Raw genomic sequence first — 23858 nt, 5'->3', positions numbered from 1 at the left:
GCCACACCGGACTGGCGGCTCTGCCGCACCGTAATATTCAAACTACATACCACACCATATTTTTACCCGAATACTCGCTTCAACGAGAAGCCAAAATGGTTAGCTGGCTGTTATAAATTTTCTTAAGTTAATGACATTAGTGGAATTAGGGTTTCCTCATTTAATGTATTTACAATTTTATATTTTTTAGTGCCTTTGCCATCGCTGTTTCTTCTCGTTCCTCATCACTACTTCCTGAAACATTCATCGTCAACATCCATATGTTTCTTTGGGTTTTATTATCAAATTTTTGATTAAGTACCTTCACCTCAAAAACACTTCCTATTGATGGTCTATGATTTCTATTAAAAGGATTACTTAATTCATCTATGTGTATACTTCCAACCTCTTCTGAATAACCTACAAGTCGCACTTGCGTAAAAAAAGCAACATTCTTTATCACTTCACATTTTATAATCATCCCTGTCTCAATATTTCGCACTTCCTCAACATCTTCCTTTCCCATCAATTGAATTGAACTATTATATGCTCGCGGACCATCGTAACTAAAACCAATTCCGAATTTAACTCTCTGATTAATTTTACTTTTGTCTATTTCTCCCTTTGTTGCAGATGGATTAAAATATATTTCTGTACCATGATAATTTATATATGCATGGCTTTCATTGACATAATTGTTACTTATTCTTCCGACAATCAATCGCATTTTTTTTGCCATTTCTTCTTCTGAAATTGCATTCTTCTTGCTCCTTGAGTTTGAATATAGCATTGACAAGCCAGTACCCTCATTAACAAGCCAATGTTGAGGCACCGTTCTATTATACAAATTCATGGATTTTTGTTTTAGTTCTCTTAACAACTTGGGTAATTCTGACTCAGCTAGAATACTACCATTTATTGCTTGAATAAATTTTAGCACAAATCTATAATAATGTGCCTCTACTGAATCTGTTAATGAAATCCATCTATTGAGTTTATTAATCGCATCCATAATAAGCGTTTCTTGATTTTCTACTTTATATTTACATATAGCATCAAACCACAATCTTATATTACCTGTATGCTGACTCTCTACAACCATATTATCTTCCATTAATTTAATAATTTTTTTCAAAACATCTTGCTCATCTTTTTTGCTTCCATTCTCCATCTGTTTAATATATGCATGTGCCAAAATTCTTCTAGCCTGCGTTTTATCAATCGTTGTATCACTATTCACATAATCTTCCCATAATGATATGGTACCTTCCAAATCACTTGTTAACTGCTTAATCCTTATCTCTAATTGTTCTAATTCTTCAGAGTTTGTTTCGGGTGCTATTTTCTTCACTTCTTCCCATAAATCCGTTGCACGATCTACATATTTCATCACCCAATCACCATCACTTTGAAGGAGATAATTGCTAAAACTTTCCCCTGATTCTTCTAATACCCGTTTTATAGCGTTAGCAACATTGATACACATATAAATTTCTGAAACATGACCGGCAATACCAACATTGGACTTTCGAACTAATTCATACAATTTAAATGCCTCTTGAGCGTCATTTTCAATTTGATTTATAAGGTTTATTTTTTCTTTTTCAGAATTATCATTTATAGCTCTTACTAAATCCTTTATATATTTATTACTAATTCTTGAAGAATATCCCATAGCTTTCATATGGTACAATAAAGGATCTACATATCCATAAGTGCTCTCCGATAATGCAATAGCAGCATCAATATTCGCAAATCCTTTATCATAGTTTTTATCAATATAGAAATAAAATCTTGCCAAATGTGCTGTAAAATGTGGTTCTTCTGGATATGTCTCCACCAATTTATTGAATATACTAATAATTGCATCATTAGTATCATCATATTTTCCATCAGAAACCACCTTATGCTCGTCTTTCAACTTTTCAATCAATGGCGAGAACACTGGTTTTTCAGCATCTACATCTGCATTTCTTGTAATAAATAAACTACGCATAAGCGATAATGTATTTTGATTTATTGTTATTTTCCCATTTCGAGAATCCTCTATAAACACAAGAATATCATCAACCAAATTTAAGAACGATATTTCCTTTGCATCTTTTCCCAATGACATTTGCCTCAATATTTCGTTTGCAAACAAATGATACCTTATCCTTATCTGATCTTTTCCATTTTTCTTCTCTATTTTTACTAATTCATTAACTCCCGGCATTGACTCAACAATAAAATCTTCAATTGTATCATCTTGAAATAAATCCATAAAAAACTGAACATCAATCGCCGTATTTCCATAATCAGCAAGTGATACTGCAAATATCATTTTTCTAATTTGTGGATTCATATGTTCCAAGTAATTATATATGTATGGTTTTATACCTGCAAAATTTTCGTTAAAAGTATACATAGCCATAATAAAAGGAGTCTTTTCCTCTTTTTCCATACTTTCAATTATAGAATTTAATCTATCTTCTATCGCTTGCTCTTCAATATAATATTGCAATTTATTTTTCATTTCTAAGGCTTCTACCCTATTTAGCGATTGTACCACATCATATATTGCTCCACTTTCCGAATGCATTCCTTTCAGTTTACGTTCAAAATAACATATTACAAAAGAAAATCCCATCTTTTTAAGTTCTACTTGCAAATTCTTAGCTTCTTCAAGTTCTACATCGTTATTATCCACCATAATTAATATCTGATTATGTGTAATATCATATACTTTCTGAATATTTTTAGCTGTTTGCTCATTATACTTTTGTAATATCATCGTAGGATACTGTTCTCTCAATTCCCATGCAATCCTTCTCATAAGTGTAGTTCCTCCTACACCTGGTTCATAACACACCCTTTTCAACAATCTACCTCTATCTTGCATATCCGTCTTTATTTTATCAATAATAGAAGTTTTAATTTTTCTTACAACATCAAAATTATGATTTAAACCATACCAGCTAATCGGAATATCTCCGCGATAAAAATAGTTTCTCGAAGTTTTAGTCGCATCATACTCCTCTTGTCTATCTACACCTACATACACCACTTCAAATGAGTCTCTTAATTCTGCCGCAAATGCTTCCGAAATAAGTACCATCTCCTTATTTACAGTAGGTAATTGATTTTCATAAGATTTTGCAATAAATCTATCCGCTTCATAATGAATCAATAAATTATCACAAAATTCTTTGAATTTGAGTGGAAGAATCCTAAAATTTCCATTATCAATACGACTATACTCCCCCTGTGCTGACAGCACATAATAATCCGCATCATCACCCGATTCATATACATCATCGAATGCTTCAACAACCCTTTCTAGATTTTTTTCATTGTCAATAGGATATATGAATACTTTGACAGGTTTTGTATACATTTCATGAAATTTTTCTAATACATCGGACAAATAACGACCATACTTACTCTTCCACCTACTTTCATCAATTATAGTATCAGGATCATCAGCACATCCATTTGCCATAATCCAATAGGGTAAATTAGATATTGAAAATTTTCTATTTGCTTCCGTTTTGGTCAACATTCTAATCCAAGGAACCACACCACATATTTTTGTATATTCTTTTTCCAATCCAGTCACATCAGAATCATAATCAAAATCGATAACCAAATCCCATTTTCTACTAAATAATCCTTTAACATTTATATTGCTGATAGTTTTAGTTACTAACACATAATGATATGCATCAGAAAAGTCATTTGTTTCTTCTAACAATTCATACCAGACATTTTGTGAACCATATATAGAATCTTCTATTAAATCTAAATCTGCATCTATGACATAATTCTTTATAATCTTTCTAATTTCTCCTACTGCTTTCCTATATGTATTGGGATCTGGTACAGTTGCATTGTGTTTGGGTCCATTATTGGTTTTTTGTGCTCCATACAAAATTGTATCTAAATTAATTCCTAATGTTACATAATCCGGTTTTGATTTTAACTTAAAAGCATCTATAAGTTTAAACAAATTAGTATCTTTCATACTTAAAAAATCTATCTCATTCCCCTTTTTTTCATTAGAAATCTCACCGTTTTCAAAACGTGTAATTGCAACTTTATACAGATAATTTTTTAATGCCCATTCACACGATTGATATAAGTCTGTTCCTGCATCTCTCAATTTTTCCGACGCAAGCTCTTCGTCTCCTGCTGCATTTATATCCGCGAATCGTTTATATTTTCTAACACTTTCATTAAATTTTTCCACAATAATTGCATCATTTCTGTAATTAACACAATTTGCGCTTGCAATAAAACGACTAAACTTTTGCGATTTTTTTCTCATAATTGGTCTCCTTTTTTGAATAATTCTTCTTTCATCTGCATAAATTATTTCATATCTTATCATATAGAAAGGATGCTTGCATATGAATATTTATCCTCGAAAAATGTTCAAAACCATTGTTTCAAATCTTTTATGTAATTATGACTACCTTGGTACTAGTGATACTGACGAACTTGCCTTCAAAGAAAAAACAACCGGCAATTTCATAGTTTTATCTGTTGATTGCGAATATATATATTGTAAAATAATTCGGTAATTATTTAATCAACAAATACTTCATCCATAACCCCATTCTCCATATCATCAATACAATAAATAGCATCCATGACATCAAACGTCTCTCTCAAATTACCTTTGGCACTTTTCCAACCAATTCCGTCGGTAAACCACACAAAAGTAAATCCATCTATGGTATCCGCTTCCTGCGAAAGCATTTTATAACTTCTGGCAGTTTCATTCAGTTTTGAACCTCCGCCACCATAGAAGTTTGTTTCAATGCCATAAATCTGATTATCTGTCTTAATTACAAAATCAAATCTTTTAGCAGCTTTGCCTTGATTAGAAAGTGCAGATAAATCTATATCCCACTTTTGCTCGATATCCTTAAGATACATTTCCTTAAAGTAGTTTACATCCTTCTTAAATCCTGCTGCCTGTATGTACTTCTCAACTAAATCTTCCATCTGAAATCCGCTAAATTGCGGATTTTTTCTTTGCTAGGACTCTATTATAATACTTCTCTTTACATATCCTGAGTAGTTTATCCACTACTCAAATAGCTTTGGTAAATCGTTGGTAAAAATCTACTGTAACATCCCCAAAACACTGTAAACTCAAGTATTTTTAATCAAGGTTAGTATATTGCCGTGGCAAATGAAAAGTATTTTTATCATTGTATTTTTCCTCCTGAAATGCCGTAAATTGTCCAGTTTTGCGAACTTTTTTGAGTTTTCCTGACCTGCACACTTCTGTGCAGACTAATGGAAAACACGCAAAATGTGGCAAATTATAGCCTAGTAGTCGATAGTAGTCACTTGGTAGTCAGTTAAGGGGGGGCAGACTACTCGGGTTTTTGAACCTTTTAACGGTAGAAAGGGTAGGGGGTTCATTACTCCTCTTCATCTTCTTCAATCTTTTTCTCATCAAACTCCTCCATTGGTTCTTCACCTTCCAGCGATACTACCTGGCTAATAGGTTCCCATTTAGGAATTGCAAAGGACTTCTGTAGCATTTCAACCGTCTTAGCGCTCTCTACTAACATCTGTGATGCTGCAAAACTTTGAGTTAAAACTTTAGTGGACGCAAAACTATCTGCAATTGCTTTCGTAACTGCAAAACTACCTGCAAGCGACGTTGTAGCTGATAAACTATCCGCAACCTCTTTTGATATCGAAAAACTATTTGCCATTGCGTTCATACTTTTATAATTCATATGCAATTTTTGATAGATAGAAGTATTCCCCTGATTATTTTGCTTAGTGATTTGGCGCACAGTTTATACAAAAACCATTTCCACCATCATTTGCAATTCCAATCGGAGAACCACAATCCGGACAAACGTCTGTCGCATAATCGTATTCACCATCTAGATCTTCATAGAATGGATCTGTTTCGGATACCACTTCTGTGGAAATACAACGATCTTTCTCCAGTTCGATACAAGATGGTGATTCTGTGTAGTCCTCAAACAGAATTTCTTCATCATCTTCATCCATCTCAGGTTTACAGTTACTTACATCAAGAGAAAGAACCATATCAAATGCCACAGTATATTCCTCTTCCAATTCTACGATTTTCTGCCACAAATAACACTGATCCTCTTTGTCATAATATGACTCATTTTCATCCGTATATTTGTAGTAGACCGTAACTTTGCAAGTCACCGCAAAGCTAACTTTAGCGATACCTTCATCATACACACTAATAATGTACGGTGTATACTCTATTTCATCGATATCCAGAATATCCAGTTCTTCGATATCCCAGAAAAGACTTTCAACAGAAATATCTGCTGAATTAATTGCCTCTTTAACTGCTTCCTGTATCTCATCATCGGCATTTCCAGATTCAATAAATGCTTTGATATGTTGTGCGTAGTTATCTTTCTCAGCCAAGTAATCTGTGAACTCTTTCAGCCCCGGAAATATCCTAACATCTTCAATTCCAACTGTCCCCTGCTCCAGAGCTGCACGGAATCCTTTATCATTCGATATTACACAGTAAGTCTGATCCTCTGTTATTCCCAGAACATCCTCTGTACCGATGATGTCTTTGATAATTGAAGCCACTATGAAGGCATCCTTAAATTCATCAGTCTTCGCCGCTTCAAACGGCCACTTCTGGTTGAAATAGTTTTCCATGATTTTTTCAACATCTATTCCATTGATAGAAATCCTATCACAGTTGCAGGAAATAAGAAATTCTTCAAATTCCTCTTCTGCCTTCTGCACCCAATCCTTCGGATTTGGAATCATCAGGTAATCCTGAAAAGATGGAATATTCCGAAATGACGATAAGCTTCTATCTTTAACAGCCTCAAGCAATTTTTTCGCAGCCACCTTCACATCTCGACCAATATGTTTTTTCACTTCACCTTCAACCACAGAGTTGATTTTTAACTGCAGAGCACCATCCTCAGTCATTTTTCGAAGCAAGGAAAACATAGCATTATGAAATGAATAGTTGGCTCCATCATATATATTTGTATCCAAGAATACTTTATAGTACATAATATTTTCCCTTTCTCGTTTGTACACGGTATACCATAAGTACCTGCTTATTTGGGGGCCGCCGTTTTCTGGTAGCCAATTTTACAGATTGTCTATTTTGACTTGCTAATCCCATCTAACATCATTTCTTCGTTCAGATAAACCGGGCATAAACAAAAATGAAGATGGCTTTGCATCATAAAAATCACCGTATTTCGCTCTATATCTTCTTGTTCCATTCATAATATAGCATACATCTATAGCACGAGTTATACCTACATAATGCAAATTAAGCGATTGTTTCTTTTCTTCTGCATCTCCTAGTTCATCAGAAATAATATATTTATACATATCCATATGAAAAACCACATTGAATTCAAGTCCTTTTGATTTATGTAATGTCATAATAGTAATCTCATTATCTTGTGGCGGTATATAATTCTCAAGCAATATATCATCTGCAATAATTGCATCCAATAGTTCCTTTGCTTTTTTATTTTTCTTACCTGGATACACTAACTCAGCAACTTTTTCAAACTCAATAATTACATCCGCTAATTCTTCTGTCGAACTATTGAAAATAATATCACAGGCCTTAAGTACTTCTCTATATTTTTCCGGATCATATTCCTCTGAAAACAATTGTTCTGCATAATCCACAGGAAAGATTTCTTGATCAAATTTAGCCACAAGTAAACTTCGGAATAACCTTCCCCACTCTGAATTATCTCTATCTAACGGTGTTTCAGCAAAGACTTTATGAGGTGTCTCTATTGCTTGGTCTAATATTTTTATCGTACCATTGTTTCGACACAATATCGCTATTTGATTATTATTAGCAACATTATATTTTCGTTTTATCTTAGGAATTGCCAAATCTATCTTTTTTGCTATATTTACTTCATTTCCATCCACAGACACTCTAAAAATTCTCTTATCCTCAATAATTTCTTTTGAAATACCATACAGACATAAGGAATATTCTGATATGCTTGGATGACATCTATGGTTTTTGCTTAATTCAAAATGTTCAAAATCATCTTTTCCTATTAATTCGAGTAAATATCGTGGAAATCTATTCGTGAACCCATAAATTGCTTGATTTACATCTCCAACAGCAACCCCTATAATTCCCATCTCACATAATGCAAGAAAAATATCGTGCTGTATCTTACCACAGTCTTGATACTCATCAATGAACACATGGGAATATCGTGACTGCATATATTTCCTTACACCTGGTACATTACACATTATATACCATGCCATTTCACCAGATATATTTAAAAAGATTTTCCCTTTACATAATGCTTCTTTTAGCAATGCCCCCTGTTCTTTTGTAACATTTTCGGTAATCATTCCTAATTCCGAATAATGTTTTTCTGTCTCTGTGGATTCTACCACCTGATACTCAGGCATTACATGTGTCAAATGACTCGCAAATGGAATAATAATTTCCGAAATGTAAAACTTATCGATTGTTCCAAAGAAAGATGATTTTGCATTTATCCCCTTTCTTTTACATCTTTTCTTTAATTCATCGCTAGCTTTATTTGTAAAGGAAATTGCAATAATTCCTTTATAACTCGGAAGATCATGCAGTACTTTTCCTATTTTTTCTACCACTGTGTAAGTTTTACCGGAGCCAGGATTTGCCGTAACTACAGTATTTCCGTTATAATTTAGAATTGCTTTTTGTTCATTTGTTGGTTCATTAATCATGTTTTGGATGAATCCTTTCTTCTACGCTACTTCTAAGGGCAATCAATGGTTTCGAAATATCATCTTCTCTCAGTACTCCCAGTTCAGAACGTTTTTTACTCAAAAAATCCATCATATTTTTTGCTTTGTGAGTTTGCATAGCTTTTATCAGAGAATTTTCTCTCTTCTTTCCATAATATTCTTTTAAAATATTTTTAATCGAACTTTTAGCCAAATCTGTTTCTAAGTCAAACATTGAAAGATATATACCATATTGGGTAATCTCTTCCCTAATATATGTATTAAGATCTATCGCTTCTTTTGGTGGTTTCTTTTTATATTCCCACTCGTTTTCGTTATCATGTTCATTCCAGTATTTAATAAGTTCGTTATCTTCATCTTTAAATTGAGTCAAAATCCCCATTACACGAGATATTCCTGCATAATAATTCTTTGTTGGTTTTTTATTTGGTTTTGCAAACACATCATTATCCGTTCGCATCACCCAAGAAATATTTAATGCATTACAGACTGCAATATAAGGTTTAAATCCAACACCTTCTACTGACAATATGGAGATATTTGTTCTATCCAGATCTACGCCTATCTCTTTTGCTAATGCAGTATAAAATAAAACTTCAGATACACCTTCAACTAAGAATACCCCGTTTACAAAAAAGCATTCTGCAGAAAGAGCGTTTAGCCTATATCCAAAGTCCTGAAAAGCTACTTTCATAAAATCACTACAACCACTGCATGCAGCATATGTCTTTTTCTTTATTGTATACAGACGCACAATATTAGCTGGGTTAAATTTCGATGCAATATGTGGAGAATGAGTAGTTATAAAAACTTGCTCTCCAAACTTCTCCTGAATATATGTCGAAAGTTTACGCTGCTGATGTGGATGTAAATGTGCCTCTGGTTCCTCTATTGCATAAAAAGTTACATGGTCTACATTCTTTTGTATATTTTGTTTTGCAATCCATGTAGCCAAAAATATTTGATTATTCCTACCGTCTCCACCTATAGATAATAAATTATCTCCTGTAGAAAAAGACAGCGTTAAATTATCTAATAATTTTCCAGCATCACTTTCTCCTGCTATAAACCTTATTTTTTGATCTTCATTATCAACAGACAGCTCTGAAAGTTCAATATTTACATTTTCCAATGCAGATGCCACATAATTCAAAGAACTAATCTGGTTATTAATCTCATTTAGTTTGTTTTGAATCTCTTTTGTATTCTCCTCATCTGCAAGCTTTTGCTCTTCTTTTAGCAATTCTTTCGATATATGTAATATTTGTAAACGTTCATGTTTCAAAAATTTAAACAAATCACGATTTGTATCTACATACTGCATGTTTAATCGTTTTATATACTGTCTGGTAGAATATTCTGTTAAAACATTTTCATCATATCCCATCCAAATACTATACTGACCATTTTTACTATTTGAATAACGAATTAATACTACGCCATCCTTAACAGCTCCGCCAAATGTACTCAGCAAGCATTCTTCCGTCACATCACAAATTGTTGCGGTAATCTCAACCGTATCAGTATTACAGTATGCATTATAATCGCTATCTTTCAAATCTAAATCATGCTCACTTATTGATTTATCAAAAAGAATGCGCAATGCATATAATAAATTCGTTTTTCCCACATCGTTTGCACCAATTATTAATGTTTTAGGCTGAAAAAAAATTTCTTCATCTTCAAAATTTCGAAATCCTTTAATATGTATTTTTTCTATTCTCATCCCTGATCCCCCGATTGCTTAAATTATATAAACTCTTAATTGTATTCTACCACACAAACACAAATAAACGAAGCGCTGAGTTTATACTCGCAACTTTATGACTTCTTAAATAATTCCAGAAAAAAGAAAACTGCCATCAATCAGACAACAGTTCTCTTTCGGCTGATATTTAATTATGTGAACTCAATAATTATAGAAAAAACATACCGCTCGAGCAGAAAATTCATACTGCTATGTCAGAATGGGGACATAGCACACATGAGACTTTTTTCGTTCAAATTGTGCAATCATATGTAAAAGGTGGATGTTCCTTATCAAAATAAAAATGGCGAAGTGCTTATCGTAACACTCCGCCGAAAGCCTAACCGATTTGAGCTAAATGCTTGGTTAGGTCTGCTCTATTATTAATATTTGTTTTGGATACTGATACATAAAACACCTCATAAATAAGAAAATTCCACCGGGTTGCGCATGAAAAATCAGAGGCGTGGTGGGTTCTGTTAATATTATTGTACAGCATTCAATGTTACTGTCAAGATTTCTTTTGTAAAAAAATCAGCAGTCTTTTTATTTCTTGAAGTTGTGTTATCATTCATCAATTCCTAAATTCGTAATTGTTTCCTTGAATTCTAATATTCTTGTTTCACGCATAGGAATAGATCCCTTTCCAATTTCAATGATTATATTATATGCATAAATGTGCAAAAAATCAATCGTATTTTTTTACGATTGATTTTTGATTGGTTTTAAGGGGATTATTTTTTGTATAATTAAATTACATCAACTCTTAAAGTTATACCGATCCGGTCTTCCTAAAGGTATAAATAAGGTGTAAATTTTTGATTAATTTCCAAGAAACCCAACAAAATCAAGGCTTTCACAGCCGGCATTAAACACTGCCGTGACATATAAATAGTATTTTGACCATTTTTTATCTCCTTTCGTGCCAACGGATTCAAGGCGATAAGCCTTTATTTTTCAACATTTTTGCACATTTTCATATTTAATTGTTTTTCGTTTCTCCTCATAAATGAGGGTATTTTCTCTATAGCTTTATGCGTTAGAAAGTGTGTTATATCTTTGATATATAACACACCCTCTTTTTTAGTCTTCGTCGTCTGCTTCTTCGTTAAAATCCGGTTCCGGTTCTTCGTCGTAATCCTCATTATTTAACAATACTACAGCCGGAGCACGGTCAAGGCTATAAAAATTATATTGCTTGCTTTGTGCCATATTAAAGAACTGTTCTTTGATGTTCCCCGCCTCAAGGTGCGTATATACATTCAATACTATGCCTTTAATTGCCTTAACTGGTGCACTCACATACATATATGCCATAATTGGTTCATCTGGAAAGTTTCTTCTATGTTCAAATTTTTTCTTTCCTGATTTTATTTTCTCATATACTTCCGGTTTAAAACTTAAAATGCTTCTTTTGCTCCCTTTGCACACTCATTTGCAAGTATATCAGAATTGCTCCCTCCTCGAAGACTTGTCGATATGATCAATACTTTTTTTGCCATAATTAACCAACTCCGTTTTCTTCAAAAAATTTCTGGATTTTATCAAATGGGATTACATCCAGATTATCGTAAAGATCTGTATGAACAGCCCCTGGAATTGTTAGCAGCTCTTTATTGGATGTGTACTTGCTGTCCTTAATCATATTTTCATAAGCATCTTTTCCAAAATAATAGCTGTGTGCTTTTTCTCCGTGAACAATGAGGACTGCACTTCTGATTTCATTACTGTACTTTAATATTGGCTGATTCATAAATGACATACATCCAATACTGTTCCAGCCATCATTGGAATTCAGGCTTCTTTTATGATAACATCTGCCTTTATAATACTCACTGTAATCTTTTACAAAGAAAGGGGCATCCTCTGGAACCGGAAGAGAAACACAACCACCAGCTCTGGAATATTCGCCTTTACAGTATTCTTGTGTTCTGAGGGTATTCAGCGACTGCTTCTTCGCATAACGTGCTTCTTCACTGTCCTCAGAATCAAAGTACCCATTCGCATTTACCCTTGTCATATCATACATGGTAGATACAACCGTTGCTTTTATTCTTGTATCGAGTGCAGCTGCGTTAAGAGCCATCCCACCCCAGCCACAGATTCCAATGATTCCTATTCTATCTTGATCTACCTCTTCCCGAACAGAAAGGAAATCAACAGCAGCCATGAAATCTTCTGTATTAATATCCGGAGAAGCCATGTATCTTGGATTGCCTCCACTTTCTCCCGTAAAAGAAGGATCAAATGCAATAGTAAGGTATCCTTTTTCAGCCATCGTCTGCGCATACAGTCCGGAACACTGTTCTTTGACTGCACCAAATGGTCCACTTACAGCAATCGCTGGATATTTTCCAAATGCATTTTTCGGCTTATACAAATCTGCAGCAAGTGTGATTCCATAACGATTTACAAATGTCACTTTCTCATGATCTACTTTTTCACTTTTTGGAAAAGTTTTATCCCATTCAGATACTTTTTTCAATCTTCCTATTTTAGTTTTCTATATTCTTCATCACTTACCGGTTCAAGCCATTCATTGGAACTATTTTCGCCCGGAACTTCTATTGCCAGATGTGAAAACCATTCATCCGGTGCTGCGCCATGCCAGTGTTTTACTTCTGCCGGAATATTGATGCAGTCGCCTGGCTTCATTTCTACAGCTTCTTTACCTTCTACCTGATAATATCCTCTTCCGGCAACGCATACCAGAATCTGTCCGCCTCCACTTTTTGCATGATGGATATGCCAGTTATTTCTGCATCCTGGTTCGAATGTCACATTGAAAATTCCAACCTGAGAAGTAGAAATCGGTGCAAGAAAACTCCTGCCCGAAAAATACTGTGCAAAGCCATCGTTTGGTGCACCAATTGGAAATACCATCTCTTTTGCATGCGCCCGCATCGCTTCCTCTTCGTATGGCAAATCTCCTTCGCCTGTTTCCCACACTTCCTTTGCAAGATTGAAAACAGCCCATGCTTTTGGCCAACCTGCATAGAATGCGGCATGTGTGATCACTGCAGCAATCTCTTTTTGTGTCACACCATGATTTTTTGCATTTTGAAGATGATATCTTAAAGAAGAATCCGTAATTCCGGAAGCCATCAGAGCAACCACTGTAATAATGCTTCTTGTTTTTACGTCGATGTCCTGGTTATTCCAGTTTTCGCCGAAAAGTACATCATCGTTAAAATGTGCAAATTCCGGTGCGAATTCACCAAGTGTATTTCTCCCTGCTGTCTGTACTATTTTTCCCATATTCTGTATACCTCCATAACGCTGTTATTTATAAAGAGTTTACCCATTCAGTGATTTCCTGTTTCGTTCCACAATTTAACAGTCTGCCTTCTGTAATAACTGCGTCTGATGCAGATGACTGCAATTCTTTCACAGTGTTCCCAAATCCACTTCCTCCGGATGTTGCAAAAAGCACAATCTTTTTACCACTGAAATCGTAAGCTTCTAAAAATGTATTGATGATTGTCGGAGCCACATACCACCAGATTGGGAATCCCAGAAGGATCTCGTCATAAGAACTCATATCCATCTCTTTTTTCATAATCGCCGGTCTATATTTTTTATCACTCATTTCCACACTGCTTCTGGATTTTTTATTCATCCAGTCAAGATCAAGCTTTGTATATGGAACTTTCGGCTCAATCTCAAATAAATCCGCTTTTGCTTCCTCTGCGATCATCTGTGCTACTTTTTTTGTTGTTCCGCTTGCACTGAAAAATGCCACTAATTTTTTACTCATAATAAAAAACCCCTTTCTATACGTATTTTTCACAAAAAAATAGATGTATAAGATTTACATTCATCTTACACATCTATTTTAAGCTCTATCGCTTCATTATGTCTAATGCTTATATTGAATTTTGTTTTATGCCTAAAAAGCATTAATCTCCTCGATCATTTTACGGACTGCCAAAGAATATGGGATATTCCGTCGCCAGGCAATCACCGTACTGGTTGTGATTTCAGGAGAAATTCTTCGCTGTACAAGAATATCCTCTCGCCAATACTTTGCAGCACCCTCAATTGAAATTGGATACCCCAATCCATTTGCCGCCATAACTCCGGCATTCGTTCCAAGATTACTCGTAAAAGCAATCTGTAATTTTGAAAAGTCTTTCCCAAACCAGTTGGCAAGTTCACTTTGAACGTTCATTCTTTCCGGCAGGATCAAGGGCTTTCCAATAAGATCTTCTTTTTTTATAAACTCTTTTTCTGCCAGTGGATCATCCGGCCGCATTCCGACACACCAGTGATCGCAATCTGTAATTCTGATATAATCCAGCCCTTCGGTGTCCACCGGCTCCATGAATAATGCAATATCTACAAGTCCTTTGTTCATCATCTCATACACTGCATCTGCTGTTGCAGTATGCAATACAATCTGAACCAGCGGATATTTTTCTTTATATGTTTTACATATCTTCGCCAATGTCTCCACTGCTGCAAATTCACCGCATCCAATGGTTATCGTGCCCTCTACAACCTCTTCTTTTCCTTTCAGTTCCTCAAGCGTCCTTTCCTCAAGATTAAGAATCTCCAAGGCACGCCTTTTTAATAAAATTCCTTCATCAGTGAGCGATATTTTCTTCCCGTTTCGAATAAATAATGTTATTCCCAGGTCCTCTTCAAATGCCGCCATTTGTCTGGATAGCGTTGGCTGGGTAATATGCAATTGTTCTGCTGCTTTTGTAAAGCTCTGTTCTTTTGCTACTGTTAAAAAATAGCGTAATAATCTTAATTCCATATCTTTATATTCCTACAAATTTTTCTTGTAACCATTCTATCATATTGCGTCCCAGACATCATCTATATCTTTACCTTTAATAATAAATCGCACACAAATCAATTATATCAAGAAGTAAATTATACTGCTTCTTTGCTGTATCGTTCATTTCATGATTCATCGGTGCGTTCTGTGAATACACCGTTGCTTCCGAAAGCTTTGATGGTGCTGAATGATATAACATCAAGTCTTCTACATGAATTTTCATTCTATTTCTAATATATCAAATTCAACCGCTTTCATTAAAATCTTACTCTGTGGCATCTTTTATTTCTATTATATTTAACATTCTACCGCCACCTTGATCACGCCGTTCCTCTTATTTTCAAAAAGTTCATAGGCTTCTTCGATTCTGCTAAGTGGATAGGTGTGTGTGATCAGTGGTTCCGTGTTGATCTTACCTTCCGCGATCAATCTCAGCGTTTCTTCACAATCACAACCGTCTACTCCTCCTGTTTTAAAAGTCAGATTCTTTCCATACATATCCGGCAGAGGTAACGTCTGGGCTTTATCGTAAAGTGCCACCACCGTCACGATTGCATTTGGCCTTGCGCATTCCCATGCAAGACGGAAAGTAGATTCTGCTCCTGCAACTTCAAGAACAACATCCGCTCCACCATGCTCGCTGTTTGCCTGAACAAAATCAAAACATTCTTCCGGCGAAACTGTAAGAACTTCCGGATAATGTTCCCTGATAAAATGCATACGCTTTTCGTCTTTTTCACACATGATGATCCGCTTCGGATTTTTCAGCATAACAGACAGTAAGGTACAGATACCTGTAGGACCGGCTCCAATGATCAGCACCGTGTCATCCTCAGTGATCTCGGAAATACGTGCTGCCCAGTAACCGGTGGCAAGTACATCTCCTACAAATAACGCCTGTCTGTCCGTAACTTTATCCGGAATCTTATTCAGCCCCTGATCTGCAAATGGTACACGGACATATTCTGCCTGACCGCCATCGATACGGCATCCAAGAGCCCAGCCGCCATTTTCATCGGTACAGTTATTCACATAACCTTTCTTGCAGAAAAAACATTCTCCACAAAAAGTTTCTACATTTACCGTCACCCGGTCTCCTGGCTTCACATTCTTCACAGCAGTTCCGACTTCTTCCACAATTCCAACCATCTCATGACCGACTGTAATCCCCGGCACTGCCCGTGGAACGCTTCCATGCTTAATGTGCAGGTCACTGGAACAAATGCTGGCAAGTGTCACCTTTACAATGGCATCTCTTTCATGCATCAGCACAGGCTTTGGCTTTTCCATTAATTCAAATTTTCCTTTTGAAACATAAGTATAAGTCTGCATTCTTTTCCCCATCACTTTCTATAATAATTTATCCAGAATTTCCGCTGCTGATCTATTATCGAATACGCCATTGCCAAATAACAACCAAGATAAGAAGGTGCACCGGATAAAACGCATAACAGAAATACTTGAACCACTTGCTATGGTACCCCTGCTCTCCATGATATAACCAGATTGGAATCAGTGCCAGCAGTGCAAAGCTCTGCTGTGCAATCTCAAAATGATGTCCCAGAATCGTTACCGGATAATACAGATTCCCCAGCATAACTACATTCAAATAATACAGCCCGACAAGCTGTGCCGCAAAAGAAATCCAGGTTTTCTTGCGAAAAAAATAAAAAAGCAATACCGTCAGTATTCCTGCAGCATTGTAATCTACCATGGTTATGGTTCCAAGCAGAAAATCCATCAAAAGCACGAGGCAAACCACAAAAAACGATATCCATTTCTTTTGTTTCTTCTTTGCCTTTTCAATGATCTGTATCGATAACACCCCTAATAAAAAGGTCCATAGTACATTTTGATGAAACGGGTAAAATACAGAACTTCCCATAATCAGGTTAAATGGTATTTCTGAAATTATGGCAAATAGAAAAAGACGCAGCATGTATTTTTTCACATTCGAAGTATAATAGCATCCTTCTGCGATCATAAATGCGAAAATCGGAAAAGCAAGTCTTCCTACGCATGTCATCCATTCCTGTGCTGGAAATAGTGTCGCCCACAAATGATCACATAACATAAACAGCATTGCCAGAATATGTAGTGTAAACGAATCAATTCCTCTTTTTTTCTCCATAGGTTCTTCTCCATCTATCCAGGCATAGATATCTGCCTTTTATTCTTTTCTTTTCATTATATTATGGAGCATTATCCAACGTCAATCAACTCTTGCGTCCTAATCTATCACTAATTCAGCCAGAACTCAAATACTCAACGCATTCTACTCATAAGGGGTGTTCATTTCTTATAATTTATATTATGCTTAGATTAAACAGAAGGGAGTGAATTATATGGATTTAATCAAAATCGGAAAATATATTGCAGAAAAAAGAAAAGCTCTTGGACTGACGCAGAAGCAATTGGCAGAAAAACTGAATATGAGTGACAAATCGGTTTCTAAATGGGAACGAGGCATATGCCTGCCGGACGTGTCAATTTATATGGAATTGTGTAGCATACTTAGAATCAGCATTAATGAATTTCTTGCAGGTGAAGATATCGGTGCTGAAAATGTAATTGAAAAATCAGACAGCAATCTTATTCAGATTACAAAAGAGAGTAAAAAGAAACAAAAAAATTTAAAAACAATTCTTGCTGTAGTAACTGTTTTTGCAGTAATTGTCTCTGCGATCCTTGGCACTTTATTCTTTCACAAACTGATACAGCCAAAAAATTATATTACCGCAGTTGATCAGACAAGTACTGAGATGAAAACAGCAGAATTATTATCCGGAACAGACGGCGCATATCTTTTTCATTATTTTACAAAAGATGAATTTAAAACACTCACCATTTATGTATCTGAATATCAGTCTGGGACACTGATCAGTAAAAGTAAAGTGGCTGATTTGGACTATGACGGAATCGATTCCCCTTCCAGAGGCGTCATTGCTGTTGTGCCGGATTTTGAATCTTTTAAGGTAAAATTAATTGTAGCAGATGATTATGCAAAATATTCTACGGATTTTCCTATTTTAGAAAATATAGAAAACAGAGAATATTATGGCAGAAGTGCAAGCCAGATAAAAGGGGAGATTCCGATTCAGATTCATTCAGCTTCGACAATAGAAGGCAAGACTGCTATCCCTTCAGACTCTGAGCAGGGATTAATGGCTCTAATCTATGGAAAAGACGGGCTGTCAGGGATTCCTATCACGGAAATGGAAAAAGGAATCGTTGGTGTGGAAAATGATTATGTATATTATCTTTCCTTCCAATTTGGGGGTAATCAAAGTTTTTGAGGGGATGTCTTTTTGAGGGTTTAGATTGACGATTCCTTAAGGGTCTATATCATTGACAACAAATATTATAAGGCTTTCTGTATTTTTACAGTTTCATAGCACTGCGGATGCAGTTCTCAATAAATTCTTCTCCAAAATCTGTATTCAGGCTGAGATCAAAGTTTCCGGCTGCCCCCACATACGTCGGGTGTAATAGCGATAGTTATCTGCACGCAGTTTTTCATTTTTCTGAACCGTAGCTTTAGCTTCTCCCTCAGAGATATTCTGTCTCTGTGCCACTCTTCTAATTCTGCTCACAAGAGGTGCTGAAAAAAATACTTTCAAACAATTTCCGGAATTTCTGAGAACGTAATCTGCACAACGGCCTACTATCACGCAATTGCCTTTTTTCGCAAGATTGCGTACAACCTGGCATTCTGCCTCAAAAATTTTATCCTTCGGCGCTTCATCCTGTCTGTCTGTATTCAGATACATCTGATTGACCAGATCATAAAGAAGGCTGTTTGTCATGATCTCCTCGTTTTTCTTAACGAATTCCGGTGTGTATCCGGTGGTCCCTGCTGTCATCTGGATAATCTCCGCATCATAAAAATCATATCTTTCAGGAATGCAAGTTTCTTACCGATGAGTCTGGCGATAAAGCCTACCAGAAGGGCAGCAATAACAGTACCTTCTCTTATACCAGCCAGTCTGTCCGTTGCGATTTTCCCCTGATATAAAAGCAGGCAATGAAATTATCGCCTGGTTTCAAAACACGCCATATTTCATGAAATGCTTTTTGCTTGTCCGGAAATGCATGAAAACCGTTCATACTGACAACAGTATCTAAAAGCTTAAAACTATCGTTCTCTGATCTTCCTGACATTACGATTCATTAGGTGTCTTGCAATATGTCTATAAGCAAATGCTTTAAAGGCTGAAATTTCTTGATGATGTTCCTTCAACAGTTCATCTGGACAATCATAAACACCAAAATCCTGATTGATTCCCTCGCTCTGAATATAAGTATTGTTCCTATCAAACTCAATAATGAGATTTCTGAAATCCTTGACTGCTACTCCATAACCGCAAAATGCACCTGTACATTCCGAATTTTGTTCCTGTAACTTCTTTATGTAGGTTTTATCCAAAATGAAAGCTTCCAGTTCGTACCACTGATTTTCGAAATTAATTTCTACCCAGCTATGGAAAATACTTTTTGGAGCATTACGGTAAACAAACCCGGTCATAGCCCCTTTCTGTAATCTTTTATCAATCGTAAAACCATGTACTCTGCATGGAATATTGCAGGCACGCAAAAGTGCCATAAATAAAGTTCCTTTTGTATTACATTGTCCATAACCATCTGCAAGTACTTTTGAAGCTGAAATTCCGTCATCAACATTATATCCAAATAAAACATCATCTCTTACATAGTTGTAGATTGCCTTAATCCTTTCAAATTCACCCATTTCCTTCCATTTCATATTTTGAATAAGTTTTTGAATTGCCGGATTAGAAAAATCAACCATTCGTGTTTCCCTAAGATACTTATCTTTCATTTCCTATCGCCTTTCCCATAGGTTTTCTCACAACACAATGCATTCGCATACCTTTACGAATTTCAAATTTTTCTACTTTTAATCCTGCTTTTTTGCAACATTTTATGACCACATCTCTTGTTGGCACTTGGACATCTCCATGTCCGCATATATTTGCCAACGGCATTTCCAATGTATTCATTAGCCATACCAATACTTTATTGTCACTGGTCACATCTCTCAGTATCAATCTTCCATTTGGGCGAAGACATCTTTTCACACTGTCAAAAAATGCCTGTGGATCCGGATAATGATGGAAGCTCATAGAACAAATAATTGCATCAAATGAATCCTTTTCAAAAGGAAAGTTCTCACAGTCTCCTACAACAAATGTTGCATTTGAAATATTTTTCTTTTTTGCCTGTTCAATCATGGCAGGAGTCAGATCCAGTCCTGTATAATGTCGGTCTGGATATTTTTCTGCTAATAAAGAAATCATCGGAGCAGGTCCGCAGCCTGCATCCAATAAATCTCTAAATGGCTCCTTCTCTAATTCTTCCAGAATATCCGGATAATCCTTCTTGCACATTTCGTAAATACCAGCATGGCTACTTTCATATCTTCCTGCTGCTTTTGTAAACTCTTTAATTGACAATTTTTTATATTCTTCATTTTTCATACTTTTTCTCCAATCACAGTACCTTTTTCGTCTTGCATCCGCATTTCTTCATTCTTTTCATATAAGCATAAAACTGCTTATGCAATTCCCTCATTTCATCTGGTGCCTTCATAGCATGTTGATACATAAATTTATCTCCAAAACTACTTCCAAATGTAACTGCCAGCATAATCGTCAGAAATGACAATGGCAAAAAGCGAAAAATATTCATTTTCCATGGTGACAGTTTACCCTTTTGTTTTCGCAAAAAGTTAAAATTTCTTTTCAGCCTTTCCGCTGTTTTCCTCATAATTTTCCATTCTTTTTCCACTTTCTCCGGATCGTCTGATTCATAATACGCATCCGCAATCGGTACCACCATAGCAAGATGACAAAGCTGCCATAGATGCATATCCGTTACTTTCTGGTATGGTATATGAGCATGCCTCAATATCTCTGAAAACTGCTTAGTTCTTTCGGATTTATTTCCTGATATTTCTGCAAATGTTGTCGGCTGAATCAACCTTGGAGTGAGTGCTGCATCAAGGATACCATCATCATTTATACTTCCGCCTGCTCCTGGAAAAGCCGGTAATATTCTTCCTTTTCCGACAATGTCTTCCCATTTATTGTAACTGTCCAGTGAATTTATCATTGTAACAATCGTATTACTTTTATTATTTTTCAATTCAGTAAGTGCTTCATACAGCTGGTTTTCCCGGACAGTAAGCAAGACAAAATCATAAATATCATCGTTTGGTAGTTCTCCAAGAATCCTAATTTCTGCCTTTATTACTTCCTGATTTTTCTTATATAGCAATCCATTATTTCTTAAAGCCTCAAATCTTTTTCCTCTGGCATAAATACTTGTATCATAACCGGCTTCTGCAAATAAAGCTGCATACAAGGAGCCGATCACACCAGCACCATAAATCAATATTCTCATAAGAATCATTCCTCTCCTCTTACCCCAGTGCCACATCCAAGATCATCATCAAACTAAATCCAAGTGCAAAGAAAAGCGTACCGATATTCGAGTTCTGTCCCTGAGACATTTCCGGAATTAGTTCTTCAACCACGACATATAACATGGCTCCTGCTGCAAAGCTGAGTAAATATGGTAATGCCGGGATTACCAGCTGTGCGACAAGAATCGTCATTACTGCTCCAATCGGTTCAACGACTCCTGAAAGTACACCTCCCAGAAATGCCTTTCTCTTACTTTCACCCTCTGCCCTAAGCGGCATGGATATAATCGCTCCTTCTGGAAAATTCTGGATAGCAATTCCAAGTGATAAAGCAAGTGCACTTGTTGCTGTAATCTGTGCATTTTCAGCAAGAAATCCAGCATACATTACACCAACTGCCATACCTTCAGGGATGTTATGTAATGTAACTGCCAACACCATCATCGTAGTACGGCCAAGTTTGCTTTTCGGTCCCTCTGCCTGATCACTTCCAACATGAAGATGCGGAATCAAATGATCAAGTGCGAGTAAAAACAATATACCAATCCAGAACCCAGCAACTGCAGGAACAAACGATAAAGTTCCCATATTTTCAGATTGTTTAATTGCCGGAATCAGAAGACTCCAGATTGAAGCCGCAACCATTATACCTGCTGCAAACCCTGCAAGTGCACGTTGCAGTAACTTGCTAAGTGTTTTTCTCATAAAAAACACGCATGCTGCACCTAGCGTTGTTCCAACAAACGGAATCAGTATACCTTCAAAAATATTTATTCGCATTATATTTTCCTTCCATATATGCTCGAAAAAATTCATTGGCAAAAATAATTATCTTCAGCGGTATAATATTAGTTCTATAGCTTATTGATTATATTGCCTAATACCTAATATATGTTATTCTATAATCTTTCATACTTTCATTTCGTTAGCCTCAACTAACCGTCTAGCATAAAGAAAACCGCGTAAAAAGCAAACTGTAATTTTACACGGTTTTCTTATGCTTAAGTATATCACTTACGTAATCATATAACAATATATTTCTTTCAACAATTTACAAAACTGGGCGGTGGAATTTACTCTTTCACACAATAATGTTATGGTTGTATCTCCTTCTGACAGCAGTACTGTAAAAATATCATATCTTCCAAAGGTGTAAATTCTACGTTTTTGCATTCGATTCTACGATTACTGCATCAATCTTCTGAAAACGTTCTGTCAAATCTCTTTCCTCCTTCGTGTCATCTGATACAATACGGTTACCATTACAGAATTATTTTCCCAAGCTGCCAGAATGCCACCGCACTCGCCGCTGCCACATTCAGCGAATCAACGCCATGTGTCATCGGAATTTTAACCGTATAATCACATAGCGCTATTGTCTCGTTTTCCAGTCCTTCACCTTCATTTCCAAGAATAACTGCCAACTTTTCTTCCTTCATCAGTTCCGAATCATCGATGCTGACCGAATCATCAGTCAGCGCAAGTGCTGCCGTCTTATAGCCAAGCTTTTTCAATTCTGCAATCGCCTGTTTTGGCCAGATTACTTCCCGCTTGCACCGCATTTCATTGCTATCCCGGATAAATGTCCACGGAATCTGAAATACGGTTCCCATACTCACCCTGGAAGCCCGTCTGTAAAGCGGATCACTGCATCCCGGACTCAGAAGTACCGCCTCCATATTAAGAGCCGCTGCAGACCGGAAAATTGCTCCTACATTTGTCGGATTCTGCACATTTTCAAGAATCGCGATTCTATTTATCCCATCACACAGATCCTGAAATTTTCGAAGCGGTTTCCGTCTCATTGCGCAAAGCATTCCTCTGGTCAGTTTGAAGCCTGTCAATTTAGTCAGCACCTCAAAATCCGCTGTAAAAATCGATACTTTCGTATCATCAAATCTGTTCATAATCTGACTTGTTTCTTCATTCTCTTCCATCTGCTTCTTTTCAACAAGAACAGACAGTGGCTCATAACCCGCATCCAATGCTCTGCCGATCACCTTCGGACTTTCCGCAATGAACATTCCCTCTTCTGGGTGATCTTTATTCAGAAGCCGTGCTTCTGTGTACCTGGCATAAATATCCAATTCCGGCGCATTAAAGTCTTTGATTTCTATTACGTTCAGCATTTCTTTTCCCCTGTTTTC

The 23858-nt window shown here is 36.1% G+C and carries 21 protein-coding genes and 1 pseudogene; 1 reads left to right on the top strand and 21 read right to left on the bottom strand.

Annotation, left to right across the window (positions count from 1 at the left end; all coding sequences use genetic code 11):
• Positions 1–169 precede the first annotated feature (169 nt).
• The 14 genes and pseudogenes from NQ556_RS02330 to NQ556_RS02260 form a co-directional block, all read right to left on the bottom strand.
• Positions 170–4285 carry a hypothetical protein gene (locus NQ556_RS02330; protein WP_195253613.1) on the bottom strand — a complete coding sequence of 1372 codons (4116 nt, stop codon included), beginning with the start codon at positions 4283–4285 and terminating at the stop codon, positions 170–172.
• 260 nt (positions 4286–4545) lie between these two features.
• Positions 4546–4998, bottom strand: a pseudogene (locus tag NQ556_RS02325) (DpnII family type II restriction endonuclease); the annotation flags it as partial.
• Between the two features lie 395 nt (positions 4999–5393).
• Positions 5394–5702, bottom strand: coding sequence for a hypothetical protein (locus NQ556_RS02320; RefSeq protein ID WP_147574901.1), 309 nt, complete (start codon positions 5700–5702; stop codon positions 5394–5396).
• Positions 5703–5760: 58 nt separating this feature from the next.
• On the bottom strand, positions 5761–7014 hold the full coding sequence (locus NQ556_RS02315) for a PIN domain-containing protein (RefSeq protein ID WP_008369141.1): 1254 nt from the start codon (positions 7012–7014) through the stop codon (positions 5761–5763).
• Positions 7015–7119: 105 nt separating this feature from the next.
• Positions 7120–8715: a UvrD-helicase domain-containing protein gene (locus tag NQ556_RS02310; protein WP_195253615.1), complete on the bottom strand. Its 1596-nt coding sequence runs from the start codon at positions 8713–8715 to the stop codon at positions 7120–7122.
• On the bottom strand, positions 8708–10462 hold the full coding sequence (locus NQ556_RS02305; protein ID WP_204575779.1) for an ATP-dependent nuclease: 1755 nt from the start codon (positions 10460–10462) through the stop codon (positions 8708–8710). Before NQ556_RS02305 ends, NQ556_RS02310 begins: the two co-directional genes overlap by 8 nt.
• A 1104-nt stretch (positions 10463–11566) precedes the next feature.
• Positions 11567–11800, bottom strand: coding sequence for a hypothetical protein (locus NQ556_RS02300; protein ID WP_147574899.1), 234 nt, complete (start codon positions 11798–11800; stop codon positions 11567–11569).
• A 187-nt stretch (positions 11801–11987) separates the two neighbouring features.
• Positions 11988–12968: an alpha/beta hydrolase gene (locus tag NQ556_RS02290; protein WP_207729734.1), complete on the bottom strand. Its 981-nt coding sequence runs from the start codon at positions 12966–12968 to the stop codon at positions 11988–11990.
• Between the two features lie 5 nt (positions 12969–12973).
• Positions 12974–13741 carry a carboxymuconolactone decarboxylase family protein gene (locus tag NQ556_RS02285; protein WP_008703852.1) on the bottom strand — a complete coding sequence of 256 codons (768 nt, stop codon included), beginning with the start codon at positions 13739–13741 and terminating at the stop codon, positions 12974–12976.
• A gap of 28 nt (positions 13742–13769) precedes the next feature.
• A complete protein-coding gene (locus tag NQ556_RS02280; RefSeq protein ID WP_025577056.1) occupies positions 13770–14240 on the bottom strand; it encodes a flavodoxin in 471 nt (156 codons plus the stop codon).
• A 132-nt stretch (positions 14241–14372) separates the two neighbouring features.
• The gene (locus NQ556_RS02275) at positions 14373–15245 is read right to left on the bottom strand and encodes a LysR family transcriptional regulator (RefSeq protein ID WP_173699241.1); all 873 of its coding nucleotides are present in this window, start codon (positions 15243–15245) and stop codon (positions 14373–14375) included.
• A 76-nt stretch (positions 15246–15321) separates the two neighbouring features.
• Positions 15322–15468 (bottom strand): hypothetical protein, encoded by a 147-nt coding sequence (locus NQ556_RS02270; RefSeq protein WP_227120410.1) that lies wholly within the window; start codon positions 15466–15468, stop codon positions 15322–15324.
• A 98-nt stretch (positions 15469–15566) separates the two neighbouring features.
• A complete protein-coding gene (locus NQ556_RS02265; RefSeq protein WP_044998576.1) occupies positions 15567–16601 on the bottom strand; it encodes an alcohol dehydrogenase in 1035 nt (344 codons plus the stop codon).
• 55 nt (positions 16602–16656) lie between these two features.
• Positions 16657–17400, bottom strand: a complete 744-nt coding sequence (locus tag NQ556_RS02260; RefSeq protein WP_008369111.1) for a TraX family protein — start codon at positions 17398–17400, stop codon at positions 16657–16659.
• Between the two features lie 214 nt (positions 17401–17614).
• Between NQ556_RS02260 and NQ556_RS02255 the strand changes: the two genes are divergently transcribed.
• Positions 17615–18565 carry a helix-turn-helix domain-containing protein gene (locus NQ556_RS02255; protein ID WP_008369109.1) on the top strand — a complete coding sequence of 317 codons (951 nt, stop codon included), beginning with the start codon at positions 17615–17617 and terminating at the stop codon, positions 18563–18565.
• Between the two features lie 144 nt (positions 18566–18709).
• Here the strand turns inward: NQ556_RS02255 and NQ556_RS02250 are convergent, their stop codons facing one another.
• From NQ556_RS02250 to NQ556_RS02220, 7 genes are all read right to left on the bottom strand, one after another.
• Complete coding sequence (locus NQ556_RS02250; RefSeq protein ID WP_243257514.1) at positions 18710–19132, bottom strand: cytidylate kinase-like family protein; 423 nt, start codon at positions 19130–19132, stop codon at positions 18710–18712.
• Positions 19133–19241: 109 nt separating this feature from the next.
• Positions 19242–19430, bottom strand: coding sequence for a class I SAM-dependent methyltransferase (locus NQ556_RS16625; protein ID WP_259812389.1), 189 nt, complete (start codon positions 19428–19430; stop codon positions 19242–19244).
• Positions 19405–20106: a transglutaminase-like domain-containing protein gene (locus tag NQ556_RS02240; RefSeq protein ID WP_008369103.1), complete on the bottom strand. Its 702-nt coding sequence runs from the start codon at positions 20104–20106 to the stop codon at positions 19405–19407. The genes NQ556_RS16625 and NQ556_RS02240 overlap by 26 nt, the downstream gene beginning before the upstream one ends.
• Positions 20096–20764: a class I SAM-dependent methyltransferase gene (locus tag NQ556_RS02235; RefSeq protein ID WP_008369102.1), complete on the bottom strand. Its 669-nt coding sequence runs from the start codon at positions 20762–20764 to the stop codon at positions 20096–20098. Before NQ556_RS02235 ends, NQ556_RS02240 begins: the two co-directional genes overlap by 11 nt.
• A gap of 13 nt (positions 20765–20777) precedes the next feature.
• A complete protein-coding gene (locus NQ556_RS02230; RefSeq protein ID WP_044998707.1) occupies positions 20778–21689 on the bottom strand; it encodes a ketopantoate reductase family protein in 912 nt (303 codons plus the stop codon).
• Between the two features lie 19 nt (positions 21690–21708).
• Positions 21709–22491, bottom strand: a complete 783-nt coding sequence (locus NQ556_RS02225) for a ZIP family metal transporter (RefSeq protein WP_044998575.1) — start codon at positions 22489–22491, stop codon at positions 21709–21711.
• A 482-nt stretch (positions 22492–22973) separates the two neighbouring features.
• Entirely contained in the window at positions 22974–23840 is an 867-nt protein-coding gene (locus NQ556_RS02220; RefSeq protein WP_008369093.1) for a TrmH family RNA methyltransferase, read from the bottom strand.
• Between the last annotated feature and the right edge of the window lie 18 nt (positions 23841–23858).

The sequence above is a fragment of the Coprococcus comes ATCC 27758 genome, assembly GCF_025149785.1.
GTDB classification, from domain to species: domain Bacteria; phylum Bacillota; class Clostridia; order Lachnospirales; family Lachnospiraceae; genus Allocoprococcus; species Allocoprococcus comes.
This window is presented reverse-complemented; position numbering and strand designations above follow the sequence as displayed.

Bases quoted from the DNA above. Each gene is read 5' to 3' on its own strand.
- NQ556_RS02255 (WP_008369109.1), top strand. From the start codon at position 17,615: ATGGATTTAATCAAAATCGGAAAATATATTGCAGAAAAAAGAAAAGCT.
- NQ556_RS02300 (WP_147574899.1), bottom strand. From the start codon at position 11,800: ATGGCATATATGTATGTGAGTGCACCAGTTAAGGCAATTAAAGGCATA.
- NQ556_RS02315 (WP_008369141.1), bottom strand. From the start codon at position 7,014: ATGTACTATAAAGTATTCTTGGATACAAATATATATGATGGAGCCAAC.
- NQ556_RS02225 (WP_044998575.1), bottom strand. From the start codon at position 22,491: ATGCGAATAAATATTTTTGAAGGTATACTGATTCCGTTTGTTGGAACA.
- NQ556_RS02320 (WP_147574901.1), bottom strand. From the start codon at position 5,702: ATGAACGCAATGGCAAATAGTTTTTCGATATCAAAAGAGGTTGCGGAT.
- NQ556_RS02250 (WP_243257514.1), bottom strand. From the start codon at position 19,132: ATGACAGCAGGGACCACCGGATACACACCGGAATTCGTTAAGAAAAAC.
- NQ556_RS02305 (WP_204575779.1), bottom strand. From the start codon at position 10,462: ATGAGAATAGAAAAAATACATATTAAAGGATTTCGAAATTTTGAAGAT.
- NQ556_RS16625 (WP_259812389.1), bottom strand. From the start codon at position 19,430: ATGTCAGGAAGATCAGAGAACGATAGTTTTAAGCTTTTAGATACTGTT.
- NQ556_RS02275 (WP_173699241.1), bottom strand. From the start codon at position 15,245: ATGGAATTAAGATTATTACGCTATTTTTTAACAGTAGCAAAAGAACAG.
- NQ556_RS02220 (WP_008369093.1), bottom strand. From the start codon at position 23,840: ATGCTGAACGTAATAGAAATCAAAGACTTTAATGCGCCGGAATTGGAT.
- NQ556_RS02280 (WP_025577056.1), bottom strand. From the start codon at position 14,240: ATGAGTAAAAAATTAGTGGCATTTTTCAGTGCAAGCGGAACAACAAAA.
- NQ556_RS02270 (WP_227120410.1), bottom strand. From the start codon at position 15,468: ATGTTATATCATTCAGCACCATCAAAGCTTTCGGAAGCAACGGTGTAT.
- NQ556_RS02265 (WP_044998576.1), bottom strand. From the start codon at position 16,601: ATGCAGACTTATACTTATGTTTCAAAAGGAAAATTTGAATTAATGGAA.
- NQ556_RS02260 (WP_008369111.1), bottom strand. From the start codon at position 17,400: ATGGAGAAAAAAAGAGGAATTGATTCGTTTACACTACATATTCTGGCA.
- NQ556_RS02330 (WP_195253613.1), bottom strand. From the start codon at position 4,285: ATGAGAAAAAAATCGCAAAAGTTTAGTCGTTTTATTGCAAGCGCAAAT.
- NQ556_RS02310 (WP_195253615.1), bottom strand. From the start codon at position 8,715: ATGATTAATGAACCAACAAATGAACAAAAAGCAATTCTAAATTATAAC.
- NQ556_RS02230 (WP_044998707.1), bottom strand. From the start codon at position 21,689: ATGAGAATATTGATTTATGGTGCTGGTGTGATCGGCTCCTTGTATGCA.
- NQ556_RS02285 (WP_008703852.1), bottom strand. From the start codon at position 13,741: ATGGGAAAAATAGTACAGACAGCAGGGAGAAATACACTTGGTGAATTC.
- NQ556_RS02235 (WP_008369102.1), bottom strand. From the start codon at position 20,764: ATGAAAAATGAAGAATATAAAAAATTGTCAATTAAAGAGTTTACAAAA.
- NQ556_RS02240 (WP_008369103.1), bottom strand. From the start codon at position 20,106: ATGAAAGATAAGTATCTTAGGGAAACACGAATGGTTGATTTTTCTAAT.